The organism is Aeromonas sp. FDAARGOS 1418, from assembly GCF_019048585.1.
GTDB classification, from domain to species: domain Bacteria; phylum Pseudomonadota; class Gammaproteobacteria; order Enterobacterales; family Aeromonadaceae; genus Aeromonas; species Aeromonas caviae.
In genome coordinates this window covers 3,849,018-3,875,075 of record NZ_CP077387.1, presented here as the reverse complement: position 1 = coordinate 3,875,075, position 26,058 = coordinate 3,849,018, and the positions used below count along the sequence as shown (strand labels likewise).

Genomic DNA, 26,058 nt, shown 5'->3' with positions numbered 1-26,058 from the left:
CCCATTCTTGCCCCAGAATGGTTATCATCCCTTAAGCTTTGTTACAAAAGGAAACCTGCCAGGTGATCGGGCGCCGCGTCTTGGTCTGTCAGGTTCGATACAATGCCCGATCATCACTGACAGGCTTTTCCAACAAAGGAATCGAGAGTGGCAACGATCAAAGATGTGTCTCAGCTGGCGAATGTCTCCATTTCGACAGTGTCTCGAGTGATCAACAACACGGCGCAGGTGGCGCCCGAGAAGCGCGAGGCTGTCCTCGCGGCCATGAAGGAACTCAGCTTTCGTCCAAACAGCTTCGCCCAGGCCCTGGTGAGCAAACGCTCCAACTGTATCGGTGTGCTGGTGGGGGATCTGTGTGGCGGCCCCTTCTTCGCCCAGATGATGCGCGGCATCGAAAGCATGGTCGACAAGGCGAACAAGTTCACCATCGTGGTGTCCGGAAACCACGACGCGACCCGTGAGCGGCACGCCATCCAGGCGCTGCTGCAGCGCCAGTGCGATGCCCTGATCCTGCACAGCAAGGCGCTGCCTGACGAAGAGCTCAGCGAGCTGGCGTCGGGCACGACCCCCATCGTCTTCATCAACCGTCAGGTGCCAGGCTGCGAGGATCGCTGCGTCTGGCTGGACAACCAGGCCGGCATCACCACGGCTTGCCAGCATCTGCTGGACGCGGGACATCGCAAGATTGCCTTCGTCACCTCCGATGACGAGGAGTTTGTGGATGGTCAGCAGCGGATGGCCGGCTATCGCTTCGCCCTGCAACGGGCAGGTATCGAGCTGGATCCTGCCCTCATCGGCCGTGCCTATGCCGATGAAAAAGGTGGCTATGTGGCCATGAGCGAGCTGCTGGCGCGCGGCGTCGAGTTCAGCGCTGTGCTTGGTTTCAACGATGCCATGGTGGCGGGGGCCATCTCCTGTCTGCTGGAGCGGGGTTACAAGATCCCCCAGCAGGTCTCTGTGGTCGGTTTTGATGACATCCCCTATGCCCGATACATCTATCCCAAGCTCACCACGGTACGTTACCCCATCGAGGAGATGGGAGAGCGTGCCGCTGAGCTGGCCCTGAGGCTGCTGGATCACAAGCCGGTAGAGGGATTGGCGCTCAAATTCGAAGCCGAACTGGTACGGCGGGAATCTGTGGCCTGAGTCATGAAGTTGGCCCCGTGCGGGTCGACTTTTTTGCAAAACAGTGAAAGCGCTTTCAGAAATCCTTTTCAACTGTGATCCGCTTCAAAGCTTTTTGACCGCGCTGCCACTAGGATAGGCCCACGAATTAGGAGCGTGCGCTCCCGATTTTCCCGCTGTGGGAGGTAACCGGTTAATCCGGCTATTTCCTTCGTTACTTTCGACGGTCATCATTGGATGGCCGTTTTTTTTTGTCAGGATCCGGGTATGACGAACGAATTTGAGTATCAGACGGGTATCGTGGGCGCCGGCTGGCTGGGTTTGCCCCTGGCCAGGGCATTGCAAGAGCAGGGGCAATCTGTCGCGGTGACGGTCAGTACGGCCGAAAAGGCTGAACGGCTGCGGGGGGAGAGTATTGCTGCCTGGCCGCTGTTGCTCACCCCTGACATGGGGTCACTGCCTTTTCGCTGTCATGACCTGGTGATCTGTGTGCCCCCCAGCAAGACCGGTGATTACCCGGCGTCCGTGGCCAGCCTGTGCCGACAGGCGAGGGAGGCGGGTGTTCAGAGGGTTCTTTTTATCAGCGCGACTTCGGTCTGGGGGGCCGGACAGGGGGAGGAGGATACGCCCGCTCCAGCCCATGACAGAGGCTTGCGGATGCGGGCGGCCGAGCTTGCCGTGCTGGAAGGGCATGTTGACTGCGCCATGATCTTGCGCCCGGCCGGACTCTATGGTCCTGACCGTCACCCCGGCCGTTTTCTGGCGGGCAAGACGCTGGCCGGGGGAGGCCAGGCTGTGAACCTGGTGCATCTGGACGACGTGGTGGCCGCCTGTGAGCTGATGCTGGCCCGGGGGCAGGATGGGGATGCCTACAATCTGAGTGCCCCCGTTCACCCGCGCCGGGAGCAGCTCTACCCCTTCGCGAGCCGCCTGCTCGGGCTGGTGCCGCCGCAGTTCGTTGAGCCGACGGGGGAGTTTGCTCCCATCGAAGGTCAGCGCATCTGCCAGCAGCTTGGTTTCGTCTATCGCTGGCCGGATCCGGCCCACTGGTTTGCGGACGGGGCGGCCTTGAAGGGTTGAACGGGTCGTCGCCATCCGGGCCCCGGAGTCGGTCATCTGGCGTGCAAACCAGATACGGCGCGCGCTCCGGGACAATTGAGGTTTGCCAAGGGGGGGATCGCCCCCTATCATGCCGCCATCCATGATAAAGAGAGCGGTAATGATGGAAGAGACCAAGCGCCACCCCGATGGGGAGCTGTTGCTGAGAACCCTGGCAATGCCAGCCGATACCAACCCCAATGGCGATATCTTCGGCGGGTGGATCATGTCCCAGATGGATATAGGTGGGGGCATCATGGCCAAGGAGCTGGCAAAAGGGCGCATCTGTACCGTCTCGGTGGAGGGGATGACCTTCCACAGCCCGGTCAAGGTGGGTGACGTGGTGTGCTGTTACGGTCGCTGCCTCAAGATTGGTCGCAGCTCCATGCGACTCAAGCTGGAGGTCTGGGTCAAGCCGGTATTGCGGGAGAACGAAGCCCAGCGGTACTGCGTGACCGAGGGCGTCTTCACCTATGTGGCCATCGACGATCAGGGCAAATCCCGCCCCGTCCCGGTCTGAGTCTGCTCAGATGAGCCGGGCATTGATGATGGATATTTCCTGCTCAAGCCCGGTTTTTTGCCGTATCATGCGCTCCAGCATCTCTTCCGACCCCACGCACTGCCGGGTGTCGAACAGACAGAGATCACATTGGGGATCCCGCCTGATTTGATAGACGGTGGAAAGCTCCACTTGATGACAGGTTCCCTGTTGATCGTAAAATGTCACGCGGTACTGGTGCTGTCTCGCCATCGTTGAATTCCTTCTGGATGAGTCGGGCCGGACACGAATAATGAGACTAGTCGGCGACCGTGGCCTGTGTGAGGGCCATGTCGTCTTGCAGAGGCAGGTGATTGTTAGCCAATGAAAAATAGTTATCGGATTCTGGGAACGTCCCTGCTGACGTTGGGGCTGGTCGGTTGCTTCGAGGTACCGGATCAAGATCATCTGGTGACTGCGGCAGGTATCATACCTGGCGCAAGCTGTGACAGACCACCTCTGGTGGCGCTCGCCTCCACGGCCTTGCCGAGGGAGTTTGGCATCACCGTCTGGAACCTCTACAAGGGACAACGCAAGAACTGGCGGGAAGGGCTGGATGAGTATGCCAAGTCCCAGGATCTGGTGTTGCTGCAAGAGTCGGCGACCCGGCCCGAGATGCTGGACTGGCTGCAGAGAGGGGATTTCCAGTGGCAGCAGTTGCAGGCCTTCACCCAGGGAGGTGTCTCCTTTGGCGTGATGACGGTGGCGAAAACGCCGCAGGCGTTTGTTTGTGGCGTCCGTTCCCCCGAACCCCTGCTGCGCATCCCCAAGTCAGGTCTGGTCAGTCTCTATCCCTTGCAGGGGGATCCTGACGGCGTGCTGGTGGTGAATCTCCATGCGGTCAATTTCGAACTGGGCATGGCGACCTTCCGCGAGCAGCTCAACGATCTGACTGCGTTGATCCATCGCCACCAGGGGCCGGTCATCCTGGGTGGCGATTTCAACACCTGGAGCGACAAGCGCGCGTTCTGGTTGAACAAGCTGGTGGGCGAGCTTGGCCTGCAGGAGGCCATACCTGTACCTGATCTGCGTCGCACCGCCTTTGGCCGGCCTCTGGATCACCTCTACTATCGCAATCTGGATCTTGTTGAGGTGAGTTCACCGGCTACCGATGCCTCTGATCACAACCCCATTCTGGCGCGCTTTGCGGCCCAGGCCATCACACCCTGAGTCATCCCTCAGGGGAGAGCGGCGTCGCCGCTGGTTCATGCAGACAAAAAAATACCCCGCATCAAGCGGGGTATTTTTTGGATTGCGACGAGCGATCAGCTGTTGTTCTTCACGAACAGAGTCAACTCCTGACCTGGCTTGAGATAGTCACTCTTGCCGAGCTGGTTCCAGCGCATCACATCGTTGACGGCGACCTGGAAGCGGGCTGCGATGGAGGAGAGGGAATCACCGCGGCGCACCTGATAGACCATGGACTTGTTGCTGCTCTTGCCCTGCTTGGGCCAGACCACCAGCTTCATGCCAGGCTTGAGGGCCGACTTGGCGTTCAGGCCGTTCCACTTGGCCAGGTCGGCGTGGGTGACCCCGTGTGCCTGGCTGATGCTCCACAGGTTGTCACCGGAGCGCACCTGATAGTTCACCTTGCCACCACTGCGGCTGGCGAGCTGCTGCGGCTTGCTCTGGGCAACCTGGGTTGCGCGCCCGCCATTGGGGATGATCAGGCTCTGGCCACGGCGCAGGTTGTTGCCACGCATGTTATTGGCCAGCTTGAGCTGTTGCACCGTCACCCCGTGATTCTGGGCGATCCGTGACAGGGTATCACCACTGGTGACCTGATAGGAGCGCACGCCACGGGTACGTTCACGCTGGGGCAGATCGGCCAGGGCCAGCTCCAGGGTGTCGGCGTACTCGACGGGGACCAGCAGGTTGTAAGGGCCCTGCGGCGAGGTCATGCCACGCTTGAGCGCAGGATTGAGCGCCTTGAGCTGGGAGGCGGAAACGCCAGCCAGCTGGGCGGCCACGTTCAAATCAATCTGGCCACCGGTATTGATGGTTCTCAATTGCGGCTTGTTGGCCAGCACCGGCAGGGTGACATTGTATTTGTCCGCATTGCGGATCATGTCGGCCATGGCCAGGATCTTGGGCACATACATCCGGGTTTCGCGGGGCAGGTCCAGCGACCAGTAGTCGGTCGGACGACCAGCCCGCTCGTTGCGGGTGATGGCGTTGCGCACCCGACCTTCACCGGCATTGTAAGCGGCCAGGGTCTGCAGCCAGTCACCGTCGAAGAACCGGTTCAGGTACTCCAGGTAATCCAGTGCGGCATTGGTGGATGCCAGGACATCGCGTCGACCGTCGTACCAGTTGTCGTGGCGCAGGCCGAAATTCTTGCCGGTTGCAGGAACGAACTGCCAAAGACCGACCGCATTGCTGCGGGAGCGGGCATTGGGATCGAACATGCTCTCGATCATGGGGATGGTAATAAGCTCCATTGGCAGCTCACGCCGTTCGATTTCCTCTACCATCAGATACAGGTAGGGCTCAGCCCGGCTGGCAATGGTCGCCATATGCTTATCATTGCGCAACAACCAATCACGCTGTTGGCGAACCCGGGCATTATCGTGCGAGTCCAGCTGCATATCATCGCTGATACGCACCCACAGGTTATCAGTGTCATCCAGCTCTTCTATCTGTTCGTCGCCGAACAGCATCCGCGAAGAGTGTTTTTTGTACGTTTTCTTGCTGACTTGGGGGGATTTGATCGGCTCGATTGCCGTTACCGCCCGGTCATCCTGATGGCTCAGGTTTTGACAGCCGCTGAGAAACAGCGCTGCCAATAAGGCCGTTCGTAGCTTCATCTCGCTCAGGTCATCTGTGGAAAAACAGCTCGCATCATAAGGGGCAATGCCCCCCTGATCAAGGTTTGTTCAAAAAACGTCCTTCCAGGCCCGCAGAACAGCGAAGGTATCCTCTGGATTTTCCAAGCATTTAAGGGCGTATTTCTCAGCAGAAAATTTTACCGAGTCCTGCTCGCAGCGCAGAAAAACATTGAAATTCCGCTCATCTCCCAGCCGGGAGGGGAGACTCGGGAGGCCCTGCTGACGCAGTTTGCTGATCACGCCGATCTGCCGCTGGATCGCCAGGTTGTCGGGCTCGACCGCATGGGCGAAACGCAGGTTGGAGAGGGTGTACTCATGGGCACAATAAAGGAGGGTCTCATCGGGCAGTGCCGCGAGCCGTTGCAGGGAAGTGTGCATCTGTGCCGGGGTACCTTCGAACAGACGGCCGCAACCGGCGCTGAAGAGGGTATCGCCACAAAACAGCATGCCCTGGCCGTAATAGGCGATGTGCCCCAGGGTATGACCGGGCACATGGAGGACATCCAGACTCAGGCCATGCCAGTTGATCTGATCCCCGTCGTCGAGCCACTGGCCGTGATGGTCCGGCATGGGGTCATGCTTGGGACCATAGAGGCGAGCGTGGGGGAAGTGTTGCAGCAGCTCGGATACGCCCCCGACGTGATCGCGGTGGTGATGGGTCAGGAGGATGGCATCCAGCACCAGATCCAGCGCAGCCAGCCGTTCCAGCACGGGAGCGGCCTCGCCCGGATCGACGACCAGGCAGTGATTTTCATAACGGATCAACCAGATGTAGTTGTCGCTGAAGGCGGGAACTGTGATGACGGTATACATGGGGCGAGGTCTCTTGTGTTCTCTTTAAGGAAGGGATCTTATATAACTGGATGGCATTCGCCCCCGAGTTGGTCCCATTATGCAGCTGGCACGTACCGAACAACAGATCGCGCTTCCGACCAGTTGGTCCGCACTGCCCATGGGGGACTGGGTGGCCGCCGAGCTTCAGGAGCGCCTCGACAACTGGTGCCCCCACCTCTTTGGCTATCACTTGCTCAAGATAGGTGCCCTGAGCGCCGAACTCTCCTGCGGCTGTTCCACCATTCGCCATCAAATCGGTGTCGCCCCCGGCGGACGCTTGCTGGACATCCAGGGGGATCCGCTCGCCTTGCCGGTGCGATCGGGGAGCGTGGATGCCTGCCTGCTGGCTCACTGCCTCGATTTCTCGCCGGATCCTCATCAGGTGCTGCGGGAGGCAGAACGGGTGCTGACCGACGATGGCTGGCTCATTGTCAGCGGTTACAACCCGCTCAGCCTGGTGGGGCTGGGTCACTATCTGCCCTTCATGCGGCGGCATCTGCCTTGGTCTGCCCGCATGTTCACGCCCGCACGGGTGACCGACTGGCTGCAACTGCTCGGCTGCGAGGTGATGTTCGACGAGCGGTTCGGTTTCTCCTTCATGGGCAGGCAGAGCAAGATCGGCTGGTGGCGGGAGAGTCTGGGGCGGGACTATTGCCGCTCCCTGGCGTCTGTTTACGTGATTGCCGCCCGCAAGCGGCGTTTCCCCGTGACACCGGTGCGTCGCCGCTGGCGGCTGCCGGAGTCGATGGCCGCGCCAGGCATGGCGCGCCAGGGCGGCTAGCGGGCATCAGGGCTGGTAGCCGCTGTCTTCGGCAAGCTGCTTGCCGCTGGCGGCCTCACGGGCCAGCTCGTCACAGCGTTCGTTTTCCGGGTGGCCCGAGTGTCCTTTCACCCAGAGCCATTCGATCTGGTGACGGGCCACTTCCGCATCCAGGGCCTGCCAGAGATCGACGTTCTTGACCGGCTGACGGTTGGCGGTCATCCAGCCCTTCTTCTTCCAGCCGATGATCCATTGGGTGATCCCCTGGCGCACATACTGGCTGTCGGTGGTAAGCCGCACCTGGCAGGGTTCGTTCAGGGTCCGCAGCCCCATGATGGCAGCCATCAGCTCCATCCGGTTATTGGTGGTCAATCGAAAACCGGCGGAGATCTCCTTGCGATGCTTGCCATAGACCATGACGGCACCATAGCCGCCGGGGCCCGGGTTGCCTAAGCAGGAGCCATCCGTGAATAAATCAATCTGTTTCAACATGAGCAATCAATCTGTTTTAGCGAGAGGCTTGGGGTAAACTAGCGAGTAAAACCGAAGTTTGACATGGATTTGATCATGAGCACACCCCAACTGAATCGCCAGATCATTCTGGATACCGAAACCACCGGCATGAACACCGCGGGCGGCCCTGTCTATCTTGGGCACCGCATCATCGAGATCGGCTGTGTGGAGGTGATCAACCGCAAACTCACCGGCAACCATTTCCACGTCTACATCAAGCCGGATCGGCTGGTGGACCCCGAGGCCATCGCCGTGCACGGCATCACGGATGCCTTCCTGGCGGACAAGCCCTCTTTTAGCCAGATAGCGGACGATTTCATCGAGTTCATTCGCGGCGCAGAGCTCATCGCCCACAACGCCCCCTTTGACGTGAGCTTCATGGACTATGAGTTCAGCAAGCTCGGTCTGAACTTCAAGACGGCGGATATCTGCGGCATCACGGATACCCTGGCAATGGCGCGGGATCTCTTCCCGGGCAAGCGTAACAACCTGGACGTGTTGTGCGATCGCTACGGCATCGACAACTCTCACCGTACCCTGCACGGCGCCTTGCTCGATGCGGAGATCCTGGCGGACGTCTACCTCCTGATGACGGGTGGCCAGACCAAACTCAATCTCGCGAGCGAAACCAGCGAGAGCGAGACCAGCCAGGATACAGGCATTCGTCGTCTGGAGAGCAATCGCCCGCCGCTCAGGGTGGTTCGCGCGAGCGACGAGGTGGCGGCTGTCCATGAAGCGAGGCTGGATCTGGTACAGAAAAAAGGAGGTGCCTGCCTGTGGCGGCAATGAGATCGCTTTGGGGGCTGCTGCTGCTGGCCTCCCTCCCGGCCGCGGCCAACGAGGTGTTTGCGCCTTCCGACATTCCTCTGCTCGACAACCGCTTTCGCATCGATTACGGCGTGAAGGAGATCACCTTCATCATCAAGCGCAAGCCGGGGACGCCCTCGGTGATCCTGGTGCGACCCGATGGCAGCAAGCTCTATGTGGGCAAGGTCAAGCCGCCCGACGTGGGCTGGTTGCCCCTCAAGGATCAGGATCTCATCACTATCCGCGACCCCATGCCCGGCCCCTGGCAGGCGATCGGAGAGGTGGACCCCGACAATCGGGTGCGCCTGCTCACCGACATCCAGGTCGAGAGCGAGCCGCTGCCGGCCCGCCTCTATCAGGGTGAGCGGGTCAAACTGCAATCCCGTCTGCTGATCGATGGCGCGGCGCCTGGGGCGGGTTACTACCTCACCGATCTGGGCATGACCGTCAAGCTGCAGCAGTTCAACGATGCCAGCCAGAGCGGGGATCCCGTGTTCGAGGAGACCCTGGGACGCTACATGGATGATGGCAAGGGGGTGGACGAAGTGCCGGGGGACGGTATCTTGACCGCCGAGGCGGTACTGGACGTCCCTGCGGGAAAATATCGAGCCCTCTTCAGCACCGGCAATGAGGTCTTCTCACGAGCCCAGTCACAGCAGGTGCTGCTCTACCCCTGGCCGGTCAGCTATTCCCTGAATCCCCCCTCCGGGGAGGGGGGAGCCAAGCTCTCTCTGGTCATCGATGTGGATGAACTGGATCCCGCCTCCGTGGTCATCCAGGGCAAGGCCGTCGACGGCGGGGGCAGTAGCATGACGTTCAACGAGGTGGCGACAGCGCCGCGTTTTGGCGTGGATCTCTCCGCCCTCAAGGCGGCAGGGCAGTACAAGGTGGAGGCCACCCTCTTTGGAACAACCCGGCTCGGTCGCGAGGTGCAACTGCAATTGCCGGCCAAGTCGTTCACCATAGCACCGCCTCCCCCCCCTCCCGCACCCTCTGCGGCCATGCCCGCATCCGCCGCCACCCCCGACCGGTTCGAGGAGCGGGAGAGTCCGGTCTGGCTGCCCTGGGCGCTGGGGGGAGGTGGCGTGTTGCTGCTCTTGCTGGGGGCCGGTGGTTTCATTCTGCTGCAAAAGCGCCGCACCCTGCACAAGGCGATGGCGGCGCAGAAGGCGCAACTTGAAGAGACGCCAGCAACCCCCAAACTGGATCTCAATCTGCCGGAGCAATAATTCCGCGCACATTGCAAAGAAGCCGCCCAATGGGCGGCTTCTTCATGGTGGCAAGTGGATGGGGTGAATCCGATATCAGTGAGCGCCGATATAGATGTCTTTGTACTGCTCGCGAATATCGAGGAATTTCTCCAGATTGGCCAGCATCAGGTCCACCAGGAGGGGGTCGAAGTGCTCTCCTTTCTCCTCCTTGATCAGCGCCAGCACCTGATCCAGCGGCCAGGCCTGCTTGTAGCAACGATCCGAGCCCAGGGCATCGAACACATCCGCCAGGGCGACGATGCGTCCTTCCAGCGGAATGTCCTCTCCCTTCAACCCGCGGGGATAGCCGCTGCCATTCCACTTCTCGTGATGGTTACCCGCGATGGTGGCGCCTATCTGGAACAGGGCCAGGTCACTGCCGGAGAGCATGTCCTGCCCAAGCTGGGCGTGGGTTTTCATGATCTCCCACTCCTCGGGAGTGAGTTTGCCCGGTTTGTGCAAGATGGCGTCCGGGATCCCCACCTTGCCGATGTCGTGCAGGGGAGAGGCCCGCTTGATGAGCTCGCACCTGTCCTCATTCATGCCGAGCAGCTTGCAGAACAGCTCGGTGTAGAGGGCCACCCGCTTGACGTGCAAGCCGGACTCTTTCGAGCGGCTCTCCACCAGTTCGCCGATGCGATAGATGATCTCTCGCTGGTTGTCACCGATCACCTCGTTGAGCCGGATATTCTCCAGCGCCACTATGATGTTTTCGGTGAACAGGCTGAGCAGCCCGGTATCCATCTGGCTGAGCGGGCGAGTGGTCTCGATGTGGAACAGCAGGTGATGGCGGGCATTCTGGCAATAGAGCACCATCTGGTTGCCATCGTAGACATTGGCTCCCTTGGCCATGGCACAGCGCAGGATCTCCGGCGCATCGACGAGGCGCAGCATGGGACCATCGCTGAGCAGAGGCTCGAGCACCTGATCCCGCACCTCATACGCCAGGTGCTTCACATCGTAAATCTGGGACTCTTCCAGATTGAGCAGGGCACTGAGCTGGGTCTGGGCTCCTTCGACGAACTGGCGCAGGGCACGCTGCTCGAAGATCCCCTTGGACGCCTCGATGACCTTTTCCAGCCCCTGTCGATTGCTCTCAAGGGTTCGGATGTCCCGGTAAGAGCGCAGGCTGGCGCGCAGCAGGGTGCGCAGTTTCTGGGAGGTGAGCTCGGTCTTGTCCTTGTAGTCGTTGATGTCGTAGTTGGTCACCACGTCATCTTCCGGGGCCTGGCCGGGCTGACCGGTTCGCAGCACGATGCGCACCATCTTGTTTTGCAGCTCGTCGCGCACGAACTTGACCACCTCGAGACCGGCATGATCGACCTCCATGACGACGTCGAGCAGCAGCAGGGCGACATCCGGGGTGAGGGCGAGCAAGGCTTTGGCTTCAGCCGCAGAGTAGGCGTGCAGAAAATCGATCGGCTTGCCGTCGAATTCAAACTTGTTCAGGGTGATTTTGGTGATGCGATGCACTTCGGGTTCATCGTCCACTATCATCACCTTCCAGCCGGCGGGACGCGGTGCTGATTGGGGAAGATCTTCATCATCAATAATCAGGATTTGATCATCCATTATGCAATCCTGTGTGTGATCCTGTGCTTACCTTAACTGCTTCATTCAATATAGGAAACGGATTGATATCCAAAATATGATCCAGTCGGTTTCTCTTTCTTCGTATCGAATGCCATCCACCCGCCCTTTCATGAAAAACGCCTCCACAAGGGAGGCGTTCTGGCATCAGAGGCATCAAGCTGCCCTGTGATAGGCGGAGGCTTCAAACAGTGCCTTGTTGGCCACCAGGTCGACGGGATCGAAGTCATCGACGTTGATGGTGCGAAGACGACTCTCCTCGGCGCGCCGCAGCAGATCCGCTTCGGCCTGGTTGATGACACCGAGGCTCAGGCCCGCCTCTGCCACCTTGTCGAGCTGGGTGAAGGGGCGTTTGCTCCCTTCGGCTTTGCACACCTTGTCAAACAGCGGCTCTGCGGTCAGCACATCGTCCAGCGCCTGTTCCAGCAGCCCGAAGGGGTTGCCCTCCTCGCGCGTCAGATATTGACCCTCGGCCAGACGGCTGCGCGTGGCACTTGGCACCTGGAGCAGGCGGGCCACCTGGCTGTCGAGCTTGTCGGAGGGACGCTTCAGGTCGCGACCAAGGGGTAGCACGATGGCGCGCAGGGCTAGACCAATCCAGCGATTCGGGAAGTTGCGCAGCAACTCGTCGATCGCTTCCTGAGCCTTGAACAGGGCGTCTTGCAGTGCCCAGTGCAGCAGCGGCAGGTCGGCCTGCTGGCGTCCTTCATCCTGATAGCGCTTGAGGGCGCTGGAGGCCAGATAGAGCTGGCTCAGCACGTCGCCGAGGCGGGCAGAGACCCGCTCTTTGCGCTTGAGCTCGCCACCCAGGGTGCCCATCGCCATGTCTGACAGGAAGGCAAGGTTGGCGGAGAGGCGAGAGAGCTGCTGATAGTAGCCCTTGGTCTGATCCTTGTAGGGCGCTGCGGCGAAGCGGGCACCGGTCAGCCCCAGCCAGAAGCTGCGCACCAGGTTGCTGATGGCAAAGCCCACGTGGCTGAACATCGCCTTGTCGAAATCTTTCAGCGCCTGCTCTTTGTCGGGGTGGCTGGCTGCCAGCATCTCCGGCAACACGTAGGGGTGGCAACGGATGGCTCCCTGACCGTAAATGATCATGCTGCGGGTCAGGATATTGGCTCCCTCGACGGTCACCGCGATGGGGGCCCCCTGATAGCCACGGGCCAGATAGTTGTTCGGCCCCATGCAGATGGCCTTGCCGCCATGGATGTCCATGGCATCAATGATGCACTTCTGGGCGCGGTCGGTGAGGTGGTACTTGACGATGGCGGAGATGACCGAGGGTTTTTCACCGAGATCGATGCCGGTGACCGTCAGTTTGGCGGCGGCGCCCATGATGTAGGCGTTGCCACCCAGGCGTGCCAGCGGCTCTTCAATCCCTTCCATCTTGCCAATCGGCAGCTTGAACTGGCGACGGATGCGGCTGTAGGCTCCGGTGGCCAGGGCCAGCATCTTGACGCCGCCCGTGCTGTTGGAGGGCAGGGTGATGCCGCGGCCGACGGAGAGACACTCCACCAGCATGCGCCAGCCCTGACCGGCCATGGCCGGACCGCCGATGATGAAGTCGAGCGGTACAAACACGTCCTTGCCGCGGGTCGGGCCGTTCTGGAACGGCACGTTGAGCGGGAAGTGGCGACGGCCGATGTCGACCCCCTTGATGTGGGTCGGAATGAGGGCGCAGGTGATGCCGAGCTCTTCTTCCTCACCCAGCAGGTGGTCAGGGTCACGCAGCTTGAAGGCGAGGCCGAGTACGGTGGCGATGGGAGCCAGGGTAATGTAGCGCTTGTTCCAGGTCAGGCGCATGCCGAGCACCTCTTCCCCTTCCCACTCGCCTTTGCAGATGATGCCGAAGTCGGGAATCGAGCCCGCATCAGAACCCGCTTCCGGGCTGGTCAGGGCGAAACAGGGGATCTCCTTGCCGACAGCCAGACGGGGTAGATAGTAATCCTTCTGCTCGTCAGTACCGTAGTGTTGCAGCAGCTCACCCGGCCCTAAGGAGTTGGGCACGCCGACGGTGGAGGCGAGCACGGCGCTGGCGCCGCACAGCTTTTGCAGCACGCAGGACTGGGCGTAGGCGGAGAACTCCAGCCCGCCATATTTCTTTTTGATGATCATGGCGAAGAACTTGTTGTCCTTCAGGTATTGCCACACCTCGGGAGAGAGATCGGCACGCTCGTGGGTCACTTCCCAGTCGTTGACCATGCGGCACACTTCTTCAACCGGACCGTCCATGAAGGCCTGCTCTTCGGCAGACAGCGTGCTGACCGGAATGGCGTGCAGCTTCTTCCAGTCCGGGTTGCCGGCAAACAGATCCGCTTCCCACCAGGTCGTCCCCGCTTCGATGGCTTCCTTCTCGGTTCGGGACATCTCCGGCATGATGGACTTGTAGATCTTGAACAGCGGCTTGGTCAGCTGGTTGCGGCGAAACTCCACCAGATTGAGGGGCAGGGCTATCACCGCGAACAGCGCCCACACCAACAGGGGCACATGGCCATAGAAGGTGCCGGCGACCAGGGCGGCGGCCGTGGCAAGCGTGGCGGTGAACAGGGACGCACGGCGATAGGCCATGGCGCCGATCACCAGGATCACCCCGAGCAGAGTGAGGGTCGTCGTCATTGTTTGCTCCTTGCATGAATTGCCGAGGTTGGGAAATTGGCGTTAACTGATCCAGAGGTCTGACCTGTTGGATATGGCCCCTGTTGTAATTCATACGCACAAACTTATCAAGCTGTTTACAAGCCTGTTACCTTGGCTCTGTGATCGGCATAACGCGCTGCCCGCCCCATCTTGGCGGGCGGGGGGCGACGATTGGACTGGCTTGTGCGACAATGCCGCCACCCTATGTTGGACGACGAGATTTCAAGAACCATGTACCAAGAACTGATCCGCAACGAGTTGACCGAGGCTGCCAGCGTGCTTCAGGCGTTCCTGGCAGATGAGCAAAATCTGAAAAACATCGAGGCGGCGGCCAGGTTGCTCGCCGACTCCTTCAAGCAGGAAGGCAAGGTACTCTCCTGCGGCAACGGCGGCTCCCACTGCGATGCCATGCACTTTGCCGAGGAGCTGACCGGTCGTTATCGCGAGAACCGCCCAGGCTATGCCGGCATCGCCATCTCCGATCCCAGCCACCTCTCCTGCGTCTCCAACGACTTTGGCTATGACTATGTCTTCTCTCGCTATGTGGAGGCCGTCGGCCGCCGTGGTGACGTGCTGCTCGGCATCTCCACCAGCGGCAACTCCGGCAACATCCTCAAAGCCATCGAGGCGGCCCGTGCCAAAGGGATGAAGGTGATTGCCCTGACCGGCAAGGACGGCGGCAAGATGGCTGGTCTGGCCGATGTGGAGATCCGTGTGCCGCACTTCGGTTATGCCGACCGCATCCAGGAAGTGCACATCAAGGTGATCCACATCCTGATCCAGCTGGTTGAAAAAGAGATGGCCAAGTAATCAACGATCCGGGATTGAGAGGGGGTGATGGGTGACCATACCGGCCCTCTCGACCAGCCGTGACGGTTGATTGACGAAACCAGAGTCAAGACATTCAGGGAGTGGATGGTATATGTGCGAACTGCTCGGCATGAGTGCCAATGTGCCGACCGACATCTGCTTCAGCTTTACCGGGCTGATGCTGCGGGGCGGCAAGACCGGTCCCCACAAGGATGGCTGGGGGATCACCTTCTATGAGGGGCGGGGTTTTCGCACCTTCAAGGATCCCGAACCCAGCGCCCAGTCTCCCATCGCCAAGCTGGTCCAGGCACTGCCCATCAAGAGCCGTGCCGTGGTCAGCCATATCCGGCAGGCGAACCGGGGGTGTGTCTCCCTGGAAAACACCCACCCCTTTACCCGAGAACTGTGGGGCCGTTACTGGACCTTTGCCCACAATGGCCAGTTGACCGGTTACAAGAGGCTGCCCACGGGGCGGCACCGTCCGGTGGGCGACACCGACAGCGAGCACGCCTTCTGCTGGCTGCTCGACAGGCTGGAGCACAAGTACCCCAAACGGCCGGCAAATTTCCCCGCCATGTTCCGCTACCTCGCGACCCTGTGCGACGAGCTGCGCGGGCTCGGGGTGTTCAACATGCTGCTGTCGGACGGAGAGTTCGTGATGACCTATTGCAGCAACAATCTTTACTGGTTGACGCGCAGGGCTCCCTTTGGCGAAGCCCGTCTGCTGGATGAGGATGTGGCCATCGACTTTCAGAGTGAAACCACGCCGAACGATGTGGTGACCCTGATCGCCACCCGGCCGCTCACCGGCAACGAGAATTGGGTGAAGATGGTGCCCGGGGAGTTCTGCCTGTTCAGGCTGGGCGAGCTGGAATATGGCAATTCAGCCAACTTGTTGAACCAGAAATAAAAAATACCAGGGTAGATGTCTACCCTGGTTCTTCGCAGCAGCCATACAGGCAAAAAGGGATGAGAGAGGTGTTGCTGAGCCGCATCATTCTCATGGGTTGCATTGTTACTTTAATGTTAATTTTGTGACAACCTTTATCTCTCTCCATTCTGGCTGACATACCGATAACTTGAAGCTGCTCACATTCTGGTGTCCCAAGAGCATCCGGAGCGATACGGGCATGCCCGAAGGGCGGGTGACAGCGGGGCTGTGGGTCCGCTATATTGTGGTCTGTTTGAATACCATCATAGGGAAGAGAAGATGGAGTGGCTGGATCAGAAAGTGCTGCGACAACTGGCAGATGACATCGGTCACGAGATGATGCCGGTCGTCATCTCGGTGTTTGTCGAAGAGGTAGGCGAGCAGTTGGCCCAATTAAGACCGCTTTTTGAGCAGCGGGACTGGTCAGCCCTTGCGCGTGTTGCCCACAGCATGAAATCGTCCTGTGGCAGCTATGGCGCCAAACCCAGCTATCAGCAGGTGATGGATCTGGAGTCCGCCTGTCGCCGGGAAGATGAGCAAGAGGCCGGCAGACTGCTGGCGGAGCTGGAGCACTCCCTGCCCCAGGTCTTCACCCATCTGGCCCAGTTTCACTGATCCAGAAGGGCATCAGCCCGCCATGTCGCGCTCGCCAAGCCTGCTCAGGATCACTGTGTCGAGTGCCAGCCGCAGCTTGAGGCGGTCGTGGCGGTGGGGGAGGGCCGCTTCACCCAGCTCGGCCCGAACGAGGCAGTGCTGCAGCTCGGGTACCTGGGGGCCCTCGGGAGCCAGAATGGCATCGATCCGGCCGCTGCCTATCCGCTCTTCCAGCCAACGATGTTGACTGGACAGTGACAACTGGCCTGCCGGACCCTCTTCGTCCACCAGATTGCTGATGAACACGACGATGGCGCGGCTGCTGCGGATCGCCTCCGCAATTTCGCGCAGCAGCAGAGGAGGCATGATGGAGGTGAGGAAGCTGCCCGGCCCCAGGATGATCATGTCGGCCTGGCTCAGCGCCTCGACTGCTTCGCGCGTGGCGGGCACGACCGGTTTCAGGCTCAGGGCCCGTGGCGGCGTGGTGAGCTGATCGATGGAGACCTCCCCCAGGATCTGATCGCCACAGACGGTGTGGGCGCACAGATCGGTGGGATGCTCGGACATGGGCAGCAGATTGGGTTCAATTTCCAGCATGTCGCTGATGAGCCGGATGGCATCCAGGGGGCGCACGCAGAGGTTGTCGAGGGCCAGCAGCATCAGGTTGCCGAGGTTGTGGCCCGCGAGCTCGCCGCGGCCGGTAAAGCGGTGCTCGAACAGCTGGCTACCGATGCTGGGGGTGGTCACCAACTGGTTGAGGCAGTTGCGCAGATCCCCCCAGGCGATGCACTCCTGGCTTTTGCGCAGGCGTCCGGTGGAGCCGCCATCATCCGTGGTGGTGACGATGCCCGTCAGCCGGGATCCCAAGAACGACAGGGAAGAGAGCACCCGGCCCATACCGTGCCCGCCGCCGATGGCGACAACCCGGTCGAAGTCATTGATATTTTTCTGCCACATGCAGTGATCCCGTGGGAGGCCAGTGAGCACCATTCTAGTCTCCATGGCCAGGTAATTGTTTGATAAGGGTATGATTTTTGCTTGATGCCAGCATCCCGTACCCCTAGGAGACGATGTTGAACTTCCTGACGGCTCACTCGCTTGCCGAGACGACCCCACTGGCCGCCCAACAAGTTACAGAGCGGTTGCATGCCCAGTCATCCCATGTTCCATCGCTGTTGCTGGTCTATTTTACCCAAGCACACGAGGCGGCGGAACTGCGCCGTGCGCTCAAGGCACGTTTTCCCGATACCCGGCTGATCGGTTGCAGCTCCTGCGGCGGTATCCTGACCCAGGATGGCCATCATGGTCGGCATGGCTGGAGCCTGTCGGTCGCCGCCCTTTATGATGGCAAGGGGGCCTATGGCGTGGCTGGCCAGATGGGGGATCAACCGGATGTGCGGGCATTGCTGCGCCGCGCCATCGCCGATGGTGGCCGACCGGGAGAGCTGCCGCAGCTCGTGTTGCTGCACACCAGCCCGGGGCTGGAGGAGGCTGTGCTCGCTGGGATCGACGCCGAGTTTGGCGCGACCGTTCCCGTCGTCGGCGGGTCGGCGGCAGACGACGGCGTGGCCGGGCAGTGGCAGCTGTGCTGGGACGAAGGGGAGGGATCACAAGGGTGCGTGTTGGCGGTGCTTTACCCCGACTGCCAACTGGCGTTCCAGTTTCACTCAGGCTATGTACCCACCGAGTGTCGCGGCATCATTACCGGGATAGACGGGCGGGAGGTGCTGACCATCGATCACGAGCCGGCGGCCCGGGTCTATGGTCGCTGGACCGAGCGTGCGACGCCCTGGCCGGTGGGCCCCATCCTCAGGGAGACGACGCTCTCGCCACTGGCCCGTCAGGTCGGCATGCTCGATGATCTGCCCTACTACAAGCTCTCCCATCCCGAGGCGGTGACGGCGCGGGAGGGGCTGCGCCTCTTTACCGAGACCCGACTGGGAGAGCGGCTGCTGCTCATGTACAGCAGCCAGGAAGGGTTGTTGCAGCGCAGCCTGAATGCGGTGAATATCGAGCCTGAATATGGTATGGCGAGCAATATGCGCCCCTTTGGCGCCCTGGTGGTGTTTTGTGCCGGTTGTCGGCTGGCACTGGGGGACAGGCTGGGGGACATCGTCAGTCAATTCAGTCAGAGGCTGGGTGAGATCCCCTTCATCACGCCCTTTACCTTCGGTGAACAGGGACGATTACCCCATGGTGAGCTGGCACACGGCAACCTCATGGTGTCGAGCGTAATCTTCCTCGAGAGCTGACACTGTGCTGGATTCAAGATGATAGGCAATAGCGAACTCGAAACCCTGGGTGACAAACTACAAACCACGCTGGTGGAGCTGATGCGTTGCCGGGAGCGGGAGGCCAGATATCGGGAGGAGTCCCAAGCCCTGCTGTGCGGGGTGGCGACCCTGGCACAGGCCCAGAGTCTGGAGCAGGTACTGGAGAGTCTCATTCTTGCTCTCAAGCCCTTTATCGGATTCGAACAGGCGGACGTGGTTGCCTGGGAGGCCGTGGGGGGCAGCACCCATCTGAGCACCCAGCCGGACGAGGTGGGCCGGACCTGGTCGCTGACACCGCTCTTCTCCAGGGCCATCGAGGGGGAGACCCTGGTCATCTATGATCCCGCCCAACTGCCTGAGCTGGCGCCGCTGGCAGGGGCGCCGGGCTGGGCCAGCGTCATGATGACAGGCTTGCAGGGACCGGGGTTTTCCGGTGTGCTCATCTGCCGGCACAGCGTGGCGGGCACCTTCGATCTCAAGAGCAAGGCGGCGATGCAGCGTTGTCGCCCGCTCATCTCCCAGGCCCTGGTCAACATCGCCTATCGGGCTCGCCTGCAAGAACAGGTTGACCTCAAGACCCTGGCCCTGCAGGCCAGCGAACAGCGTTTTCGCAGTTTTGCCGCCATGGCCTCCGATTGGTTCTGGGAGACCGATCCCCAGCACAGGCTCAGCTATGTCTCTGCCCCTGGCTATCAGGGGGAAGTGCTGGCCCGCCAGACGGGGAGAAGCCTCTATGATTTTGCCCACGACAAGCAGGACCCGGCCTGGAGCCACTACCGGCACCTGATCGCCCACAATCTGCCGGTGCGGGGAATGCGGGCCCAGGTGATGCTGGCGGGCGGGCCTTGCTGGATGGAGATCAATGCGGAGCCTTGCCATGATGCCGGTGGCCGCTTCCTCGGCTATCGGGGCACGGCGCGGGAGATAGGCAGCCAGATCCGCCGCGAGCAGGAGCTGGCGCGGGCGCGGGACGATGCCGAGACGGCCAACCGTGCCAAATCCCAGTTCCTCGCCATGATGACCCACGAGATCCGCTCTCCCATGAACGCCGTGCTGGGGATGCTGGATCTGCTGCAGCACGGCCGGCTCGACACTCCGCAACAGACCCTCATCGGTCATGCCACCCACTCTGCGCATCTGTTGCAGACCATCATCGACGATGTGCTCGATTTCTCGAAAATAGAGTCACATACCCTGACCCTGCACTGTGAACCCTTTCAGCCAGCCGAGCTGTGCCGTGCCCTGGTGGAGCCCTTGCAGGCACAGGCCAGTGCCAAGGGCATCACACTGCACTGGCATCTGGATGAAACGCTCCCCGAACGCCTTCAAGGGGATGCCGTCCGCCTCTCCCAGGTGATAGGCAACCTGCTTGGCAATGCCGTGAAGTTCACCTCCGTCGGCAGCGTGCGTCTGGCGTTGACCTGGGAGGAGGAAAAGCTGGGGGTCATGGTCAGCGACACGGGGATCGGCATCTCCACCGAGGATCAGGCGTTGCTGTTTGAACCCTTCTATCAGGTCGACAGTTCGGCAACCCGCCGCTTCTCCGGCTCGGGGCTCGGGCTGGCCATCTGCAGGCGGCTGGTGCAGCTGATGGGGGGAGACATTTGCGTGCAGAGCACGCCTGGACTGGGAAGCTGCTTCTGGTTCGAGCTGCCCGGGATGGCCTCTCCCTGTGCTCCGGCCGCCGCCCCCAATAGTGAAGAGTGCGCCAGACTGGAGCTGGATGTGCTGGTGGTGGAAGACAGTCCGGTCAATCAGCTGGTGGTATCCCTGATGCTGCAGAAGCTGGTGTGCAGGGTGAGGCTGGCAGGCAATGGGCTGGAGGCCCTGGCACAGGTGGCGAAGCAGCAGCCGGACCTTGTCCTGATGGATATGCGGATGCCGCAGATGGATGGGCTGGAGGCGACCCGGCGCCTGCGGGACATGGGGTGCGAGGTGCCCATCGTCGCGTTGACGGCCAATGCCATGATGGAGGACAGGGCCCGCTGCCTTGCCCAAGGCATGAACGATTTTCTGGCCAAACCCATCAGTCTTGCCAGGCTGCGAAGCTGCCTGCTCCGCCATTGCAGGTGATGTCGGCCGATTTTGGGTAAAAAAAATGGTCAACCTGGTGGTTGACCAATTCTTCAGCAAATACTGAAGAGAGCACGGGATAAATCGGGTTGTACGGTTTTATATGAAAAAGTCGTGCCAACTTTTCAAAACCTGTTATTTGCGGCCTGTAGCTGAATTGTGTGTTATTTATCGCTACCGTGATTGCAAAATGCAATTCTCATTTTTTCATTATAAGAATGCAGTGCCGAGAATTCGCGTTTTGCAAACCAACCGTTGACTCACTCTTTGACTCACTGTGCGATCAGTCGGCGCAAGAACTGGCGCGCCGCTTCACTGTTCTGTTTGGCAATCAACATCTGTTTTTCATAGATCGGCATGGGCAGGATCTCGAGCCAGCGTTGGCAGAGCCAGGCTGCATCGTCGAACTGCTTGTCCGGGTAGAGCTCATCCAGTTCCGGGTATTGTGCAAAGACCTCTCTCAATCGGCTGACCAGCTGGTTGTCGCTGACATCAGAATCCGCACTCGGCCAGTTGGGCAGTGGCTCGACCTGGGCGTGCCTGAGGCCTGCGTCATCCGTTTCCATCTCGTGGATGCAGAAGCGTTCAAGGCCGAGCACGGTGACCCCGAGCAAACCGTCGTTGAGGGTATAAAAATCAGTCACCTTGACGCGGGTTCCGACCGGGAGAATCCGTCCGCAGGTACCCGTGCTGGTAGTCTCTTCCATCACGATGCCAAAACCCCGATCCTCGAGGAAGGACTCCTTGAGCATCTGCAGGTGGCGCGGCTCGAACAGGCGAAGGGGGAGCTTGCCGCCGGGCAGAATATGGGACGGCAAGGGGAACAGTGCCAGTTGTTGAAGTTTCATGTTCCATCCTCCTAATCAGTCATTGCTGAATGTGACAATGCAGTGACCGTGCCAGAGAGAGGTGGCGTGGCGAAGGGGTGAGCTATTTCCCGTGGTTATTTTTAATATCCATTTAAAATCAATCTATTGTGATTTGATGTCGCGAATGCAAGCAAGGTAGTGCGAAAGGGATTCAGGTGAGGTGTTAGGGCGCCGAACATACCCCGTGTGCAGAATGAGTCTATTTTCGCATATTGCAAATTTGATTCATGCAAAATGCCTGTTACAGACCCATTCAGCGATTGGGGGCAAAGGCCAGGGGATCAGGTGGTCAATTCGGTGTGCTGTGTCATGCCGTCCAGCATCAGGGCGGCTATCTCGTCATACATCTGCGACCAGGCCTGTGCCAGTGCTGGGGTAAAACCACTGCCGAGACGCCGTGCCAGTACCTGGGTCAGCGCCTGTTTGAGCAGCGCAAACTGGTGGGGTTGAACGTTGAATCGCTGGTGACGCCTGCCGAGATCGCGAATGATGAAACCCAGTGCATCCAGCTGGGAGAGGCTGGTGATGACGGTGTTCAGGGTGTCCGACACCTTGGCAACGGGCAGCTCCTGATGTGGGGGAAAGAGGGCCCTGAGTTCGGGGGACAATCTGAACAGCTCTTCATACACCTCTTGGACATAGCTGTTGTTCAGGGCGCTCACCCTGCCCCAAGCTTTCTGGACCAGCTCTATCTGCTCAAAGGTCATGTCGATGTTTCCTTCCCGTGCGATGTCATGAAAATAATAATCCATCTACTCAATAGAGCACCGGGTTCCGCGCCATTTGGGGAAAAGAAGAGGGGGCCAGCAAGGAGGCACGGATGGTGGCCCCTTGCTGGCGGAGGCCGGGACCTCAGTTGCGCTGTTCCAGGTACATGACGGCTGCTTCGACGCGGCTTTGGGCCTCGAGCTTTTTCAGCAGGCTCTTGACGTGGACCTTGACGGTTCCCTCGGAGATATGGAGCACGGAGGCGACCTGCTTGTTGGACAACCCCTTGGCGATTTCACGCATGATCTGCATCTCGCGTCGGGTCAGGCTCTCCAGCTTCTGCTGCAGGTGGTCCAGTTCGTAGATGTTCTCGAGATAGGGACGTAGCGGCTCGCTCAGGATCTGCTTGCCGGTCATCACGTCAGCCAGCTGGGCCAGCAGCATGTCAGGCTCGGTGTCCTTGAGCAGATATCCGTCCGCGCCTGCCTTGAGCAGGGCAACCACATCCTGGCGGGCGTCAGAGACGGTCAGGATCACCACGCGGGAAGTCACCTCTTCGGCCCGCAGCGCCTTGAGGGTATCGAGACCTGACAACCCCTTCATGTTGAGGTCGAGCAGGATGAGGTCCGGTTCGGACTCCTTGGCCATGGCCACGGCGTCGGTGCCGTTGGAAGCCTCGCCAACCACGTCGATGTTATCTTCCAACTCCAGCAGTTGCACAATTCCCTTGCGCATCAGGGGGTGGTCATCCACGACCAGAACACTGTATTTCATCTCGTCCATCAGGCGTCTCTTGTTAGGCTGGTGGGAAAGGTCAGGTGTATGCGGGTGCCCCCGGAGGGCGGTTCACTGATGGTCAACTGGCCGCGCAATTTGCTGGCGCGTTCATTCATGATGCTGAGACCGTAGTGATTCACCGCCGAGCTTGCGCCCCTTATTCCAACACCATCGTCTGCAATCTGAACCTGGATGTTACCATCAGCCAGGGTCTCACAGCTAACGTCAATGTGCCGCGCGCTGGCATGCTTGATGGCATTGAGCACTGCCTCACGGATCAGCTGCAGGATGTGGATGTGCTGCCCCGCTTCAAGGTCGGTGTCCGTCAGTCCGTACTGGAGCCTGATGTCGGCGTGCGTCTGGGGTTTGAGCTGCTCGAGCATGACCGCGATGGCTTCACCCAGGTTGGCATCGCCGATGCTGAGGCGGAAGGTGCCGAGCAGTTCACGCAACTGGGTATAGGCATTGCTGAGTCCCTCGTCGATCTGCTCCATGGCTGCCTCGGTCTTGGCCCTGTCCCCCTTGGCGAAGGAGCGCTTGAGCAGAGTGGCCTGGATCTTCAGGTAAGAGAGGGCCTGGGCGAGGGAGTCGTGCAGTTCACGGGCGATGACGGCGCGCTCTTCCATCAGCAGCAGGCGCTGGTGCTGCAGCAGGGTCTGATCCTTGTGCAGCACCTGGGCCAGCAACATGGAGAAGTTCTTCATCAGCCGCTCGTCGATGGGGTGGCCGCTTATCATGTCGAGTCGGCCGTACTCCTCGTCATCCATCTGCAGGTAAAAGCTTACCACGGCGTCCAGATCCCCCGGCCACCCCTTGCGCCCAGTGATGTAGACCGGCATCGCATTGTGCTCGAAGCGGGTGAGGCGGATGTACTCGATGTGCTGGTGGGCGGCGGCCCGCTCCAGCAGCTTTTGCAGGGTGCGGCGGCTGAGTGGCGCCGCGTGCAGTTTCTGGGCGGTGGAATAGAGGAAGGAGAGGGTGTCGTTGGCCTGTTGCAGCTTGGCCGTTTTCTCCTCCACCTTGCTCTCCAGCTCCCGGTAGAGTTTGCCAAGCTCGTCGGCCATGGTCGCGAACGCCCCCGACAGCTCTCCCAGCTCGTTTTCACAGTGAGGGGGCAGGGTGAGATCGAATTCCTGACGCTGGATCTGGCGTGCGCAATAGACCAGCTGGTTGAGGGGCGCCACCACCTGCTGGCGGGTGAAGCGCACCGTGCACCAGGCGATGGTGATGATGGCGAGCAGCCCTAGCCCCTCGGCCAGCGCCAGCATGCGCACCTTGAACTCCACGTGGTACTGCATCTGGTTGACGAAGTCATCGATGGCGGCGACGAACTGTTCCGTATTGTCGGTATAACGGCTGGGGGTGGCATTCTCGATGTGATCGCGCATCACTTGCCATTGCAGCAGGACTTCACCATAGGTGCGGCGCAGTGAGGCGGGCGTGATCCAGCGCTGGGTCTCCTGCAGCTCGGGGGCATGAAGGGTCTGTTCAAACTGGGCGAGCCGACCGAGGACGACCTGATCCTTCTCGATTTCATAGGCCATGCGGTAGGCCTGCATGCGCAGGGATCCCGACAGGTTGATGGCCTTGGCATCGGGAACCGAATAGAAGAGGGTGACCATGGCCACCACGGCGATCAGGCTGGCCATGAACAGGATCAGCACCATGGAGCGACCGATGGCGCTGCTGACCGACTGCACTCTGAACCATTTTCCCATGCCGACCGGCTCCCTTTTCACCCACAAAGACCCCACAAAGTAGCATGGGAGTGTACTCCAAGTTGTGCTAGCATCGAAAAACTAGATGAACTCCGAGCGATTTTGCCTAAGTCATTGAGATAGGGGGAGATCGCCGTCAGCCGATGTTCGAGCTGAAAGGGTCAGGAAAGAAATGCCCTGGCCTCCCGTATTTGGAAAGGTGTTTATGTTGCCACTTGAAGATGGTTTTTCCCGTCGCTTTTACTATTTGCGTCTGTCGGTCACCGACGTCTGCAATTTCCGCTGTACCTACTGTCTGCCGGACGGCTATCAGCCGCCGAAAGGAGATGGTGAGGGGCGCCAGTCCTTCCTCTCCCTGGAGGAGATCCGTCGCGTCGTCTCCGGGTTTGCCGCCATGGGGACGCGCAAGGTGCGTCTGACCGGAGGCGAGCCCTCCCTGCGCCGCGACTTCACGGCCATCATCGAGACCGTGGCCAATACCCCCGGCATCGAGAAGGTGGCCATGACCACCAACGGGTATCGCCTCAAGGAGCGTGCCCGCGAGTGGTTCGATGCGGGGCTGACGGCCCTGAACGTCAGCGTCGACAGCCTGGATCCCCGTCAGTTCCACCAGATCACCGGCGAGAACAAGCTGGCGGAGGTGATGGCGGGGATAGACGCCGCCCTGAGTGCCGGTTTTCGGTCGGTCAAGATCAACGCCGTGCTGCTCAAGGGGCTCAATGATCATCAGCTCGAGACATTCCTCGCCTGGATCCGCGACAAACCCATCGAGCTTCGTTTCATCGAACTGATGCAGACCGGCGAGATGGACGCCCTGTTTCGCGATCACCATACCAGCGGTGAACTCATCAAGCAGCGCCTGCAAGAGAGCGGCTGGGTGCAGCAGCTGCGCGGCCTGGATGATGGCCCTGCCCAGGTGTTCACGCACCCGGACTCGAGGGGCGGGGTGGGGCTCATCATGCCCTACAGCAAGGATTTTTGCGCCGGTTGCAACCGGCTGCGGGTCTCCTCCAAGGGCAAGCTGCACCTGTGTCTCTTTGGCGACAACGGGGTGGAACTGCGGGATCTGCTCACCGATGACAGCCAGCAGGAGGCGCTGCAATGGCGTATTCGCCAGGCGCTGACCGGCAAGGCCGCCACCCATCGCCTCCATGAAGGCAATGCAGGCATGACCCCCCACCTGGCCTCCATCGGCGGCTGAGAGCCGCCGTGCACCTCAAATAACCTTCGATTAATTATCAATCCTCACATAGGGGTAATTTACCTTGCCCCTGCTGTGTCTAATTGCGCCAAGGGTTTGATCCAGCGCAAGAATCCCCCCTGTTTAT

At 60.3% G+C, this 26,058-nt stretch carries 25 protein-coding genes and 1 riboswitch; of the genes, 14 read left to right on the top strand and 11 right to left on the bottom strand.

The window, feature by feature from the left end:
- The first annotated feature begins 147 nt into the window (after window positions 1-147).
- The 3 genes from I6L48_RS18045 (at window position 148) to yciA (ending at window position 2,743) form a co-directional block, all read left to right on the top strand.
- A complete protein-coding gene (locus I6L48_RS18045) occupies window positions 148-1,146 on the top strand; it encodes a LacI family DNA-binding transcriptional regulator (RefSeq protein WP_039038828.1) in 999 nt (332 codons plus the stop codon).
- Window positions 1,147-1,392: 246 nt separating this feature from the next.
- Entirely contained in the window at window positions 1,393-2,205 is an 813-nt protein-coding gene (locus I6L48_RS18040; RefSeq protein WP_103243425.1) for an NAD-dependent epimerase/dehydratase family protein, read from the top strand.
- Between the two features lie 139 nt (window positions 2,206-2,344).
- Window positions 2,345-2,743 (top strand): acyl-CoA thioester hydrolase YciA, encoded by a 399-nt coding sequence (yciA, locus tag I6L48_RS18035; protein ID WP_029314261.1) that lies wholly within the window; start codon window positions 2,345-2,347, stop codon window positions 2,741-2,743.
- 6 nt (window positions 2,744-2,749) lie between these two features.
- On the opposite strand, the gene I6L48_RS18030 is transcribed toward yciA, so the two are convergent.
- The gene (locus I6L48_RS18030; protein WP_010674132.1) at window positions 2,750-2,974 is read right to left on the bottom strand and encodes a hypothetical protein; all 225 of its coding nucleotides are present in this window, start codon (window positions 2,972-2,974) and stop codon (window positions 2,750-2,752) included.
- A gap of 111 nt (window positions 2,975-3,085) precedes the next feature.
- Between I6L48_RS18030 and I6L48_RS18025 the strand changes: the two genes are divergently transcribed.
- Window positions 3,086-3,931, top strand: a complete 846-nt coding sequence (locus I6L48_RS18025; RefSeq protein WP_042882599.1) for an endonuclease/exonuclease/phosphatase family protein — start codon at window positions 3,086-3,088, stop codon at window positions 3,929-3,931.
- Window positions 3,932-4,026: 95 nt separating this feature from the next.
- Here the strand turns inward: I6L48_RS18025 and I6L48_RS18020 are convergent, their stop codons facing one another.
- A complete protein-coding gene (locus tag I6L48_RS18020; RefSeq protein ID WP_223302529.1) occupies window positions 4,027-5,349 on the bottom strand; it encodes a LysM peptidoglycan-binding domain-containing protein in 1,323 nt (440 codons plus the stop codon).
- On the opposite strand from I6L48_RS18020, the gene I6L48_RS20835 reads away from it, so the two are divergent.
- Window positions 5,278-5,550 (top strand): hypothetical protein, encoded by a 273-nt coding sequence (locus I6L48_RS20835; protein WP_010674135.1) that lies wholly within the window; start codon window positions 5,278-5,280, stop codon window positions 5,548-5,550. The two genes, I6L48_RS18020 and I6L48_RS20835, sit on opposite strands and share 72 nt — an antisense overlap.
- A gap of 87 nt (window positions 5,551-5,637) precedes the next feature.
- Here I6L48_RS20835 and gloB read toward each other — a convergent pair whose 3' ends face one another.
- A complete protein-coding gene (gene gloB, locus I6L48_RS18015; RefSeq protein ID WP_042882598.1) occupies window positions 5,638-6,402 on the bottom strand; it encodes a hydroxyacylglutathione hydrolase in 765 nt (254 codons plus the stop codon).
- A gap of 79 nt (window positions 6,403-6,481) precedes the next feature.
- Here gloB and I6L48_RS18010 point away from each other — a divergent pair, with 79 nt between their 5' ends.
- Window positions 6,482-7,204 carry a class I SAM-dependent methyltransferase gene (locus tag I6L48_RS18010; RefSeq protein WP_010674137.1) on the top strand — a complete coding sequence of 241 codons (723 nt, stop codon included), beginning with the start codon at window positions 6,482-6,484 and terminating at the stop codon, window positions 7,202-7,204.
- A gap of 6 nt (window positions 7,205-7,210) precedes the next feature.
- On the opposite strand, the gene rnhA is transcribed toward I6L48_RS18010, so the two are convergent.
- Window positions 7,211-7,675 (bottom strand): ribonuclease HI, encoded by a 465-nt coding sequence (gene rnhA / locus I6L48_RS18005; RefSeq protein ID WP_010674138.1) that lies wholly within the window; start codon window positions 7,673-7,675, stop codon window positions 7,211-7,213.
- A 75-nt stretch (window positions 7,676-7,750) separates the two neighbouring features.
- Here rnhA and dnaQ point away from each other — a divergent pair, with 75 nt between their 5' ends.
- Entirely contained in the window at window positions 7,751-8,485 is a 735-nt protein-coding gene (dnaQ, locus tag I6L48_RS18000) for a DNA polymerase III subunit epsilon (protein ID WP_041212726.1), read from the top strand.
- Complete coding sequence (locus tag I6L48_RS17995) at window positions 8,482-9,732, top strand: TIGR03503 family protein (protein WP_216987568.1); 1,251 nt, start codon at window positions 8,482-8,484, stop codon at window positions 9,730-9,732. Before dnaQ ends, I6L48_RS17995 begins: the two co-directional genes overlap by 4 nt.
- A 75-nt stretch (window positions 9,733-9,807) precedes the next feature.
- Here the strand turns inward: I6L48_RS17995 and I6L48_RS17990 are convergent, their stop codons facing one another.
- Together I6L48_RS17990 and fadE are read right to left on the bottom strand one after the other, a co-directional pair.
- Window positions 9,808-11,325 (bottom strand): HD domain-containing phosphohydrolase, encoded by a 1,518-nt coding sequence (locus I6L48_RS17990; RefSeq protein ID WP_039038835.1) that lies wholly within the window; start codon window positions 11,323-11,325, stop codon window positions 9,808-9,810.
- Between the two features lie 174 nt (window positions 11,326-11,499).
- Window positions 11,500-13,956: an acyl-CoA dehydrogenase FadE gene (gene fadE / locus I6L48_RS17985; RefSeq protein WP_042882591.1), complete on the bottom strand. Its 2,457-nt coding sequence runs from the start codon at window positions 13,954-13,956 to the stop codon at window positions 11,500-11,502.
- Window positions 13,957-14,208: 252 nt separating this feature from the next.
- On the opposite strand from fadE, the gene lpcA reads away from it, so the two are divergent.
- From lpcA to I6L48_RS17970, 3 genes are all read left to right on the top strand, one after another.
- A complete protein-coding gene (lpcA, locus tag I6L48_RS17980) occupies window positions 14,209-14,787 on the top strand; it encodes a D-sedoheptulose 7-phosphate isomerase (protein WP_010674142.1) in 579 nt (192 codons plus the stop codon).
- 112 nt (window positions 14,788-14,899) lie between these two features.
- Entirely contained in the window at window positions 14,900-15,697 is a 798-nt protein-coding gene (locus I6L48_RS17975; RefSeq protein ID WP_042882589.1) for a class II glutamine amidotransferase, read from the top strand.
- Window positions 15,698-15,997: 300 nt separating this feature from the next.
- Entirely contained in the window at window positions 15,998-16,333 is a 336-nt protein-coding gene (locus I6L48_RS17970) for an Hpt domain-containing protein (protein WP_039038838.1), read from the top strand.
- 12 nt (window positions 16,334-16,345) lie between these two features.
- On the opposite strand, the gene yvcK is transcribed toward I6L48_RS17970, so the two are convergent.
- On the bottom strand, window positions 16,346-17,269 hold the full coding sequence (gene yvcK / locus I6L48_RS17965) for a uridine diphosphate-N-acetylglucosamine-binding protein YvcK (protein ID WP_029314269.1): 924 nt from the start codon (window positions 17,267-17,269) through the stop codon (window positions 16,346-16,348).
- A 113-nt stretch (window positions 17,270-17,382) separates the two neighbouring features.
- Between yvcK and I6L48_RS17960 the strand changes: the two genes are divergently transcribed.
- Together I6L48_RS17960 and I6L48_RS17955 are read left to right on the top strand one after the other, a co-directional pair.
- Window positions 17,383-18,564, top strand: coding sequence for an FIST signal transduction protein (locus I6L48_RS17960; protein WP_053288598.1), 1,182 nt, complete (start codon window positions 17,383-17,385; stop codon window positions 18,562-18,564).
- Between the two features lie 18 nt (window positions 18,565-18,582).
- Complete coding sequence (locus tag I6L48_RS17955; RefSeq protein WP_216987567.1) at window positions 18,583-20,658, top strand: ATP-binding protein; 2,076 nt, start codon at window positions 18,583-18,585, stop codon at window positions 20,656-20,658.
- A 272-nt stretch (window positions 20,659-20,930) separates the two neighbouring features.
- Here I6L48_RS17955 and I6L48_RS17950 read toward each other — a convergent pair whose 3' ends face one another.
- From I6L48_RS17950 to narQ, 4 genes are all read right to left on the bottom strand, one after another.
- Window positions 20,931-21,506 (bottom strand): LON peptidase substrate-binding domain-containing protein, encoded by a 576-nt coding sequence (locus tag I6L48_RS17950; protein ID WP_041212730.1) that lies wholly within the window; start codon window positions 21,504-21,506, stop codon window positions 20,931-20,933.
- Window positions 21,507-21,808: 302 nt separating this feature from the next.
- On the bottom strand, window positions 21,809-22,234 hold the full coding sequence (locus I6L48_RS17945; protein WP_041215516.1) for a globin domain-containing protein: 426 nt from the start codon (window positions 22,232-22,234) through the stop codon (window positions 21,809-21,811).
- A gap of 145 nt (window positions 22,235-22,379) precedes the next feature.
- Window positions 22,380-23,018 carry a two-component system response regulator NarL gene (narL, locus tag I6L48_RS17940; RefSeq protein WP_039038841.1) on the bottom strand — a complete coding sequence of 213 codons (639 nt, stop codon included), beginning with the start codon at window positions 23,016-23,018 and terminating at the stop codon, window positions 22,380-22,382.
- Entirely contained in the window at window positions 23,018-24,730 is a 1,713-nt protein-coding gene (narQ, locus tag I6L48_RS17935) for a nitrate/nitrite two-component system sensor histidine kinase NarQ (RefSeq protein ID WP_216987566.1), read from the bottom strand. Before narQ ends, narL begins: the two co-directional genes overlap by 1 nt.
- Before the next feature lie 78 nt (window positions 24,731-24,808).
- Window positions 24,809-24,948: riboswitch (molybdenum cofactor riboswitch) on the top strand.
- On the opposite strand from narQ, the gene moaA reads away from it, so the two are divergent.
- The gene (moaA, locus tag I6L48_RS17930; RefSeq protein ID WP_216987565.1) at window positions 24,936-25,931 is read left to right on the top strand and encodes a GTP 3',8-cyclase MoaA; all 996 of its coding nucleotides are present in this window, start codon (window positions 24,936-24,938) and stop codon (window positions 25,929-25,931) included. Its footprint overlaps the riboswitch before it by 13 nt.
- The last annotated feature ends 127 nt before the right edge of the window (window positions 25,932-26,058 follow it).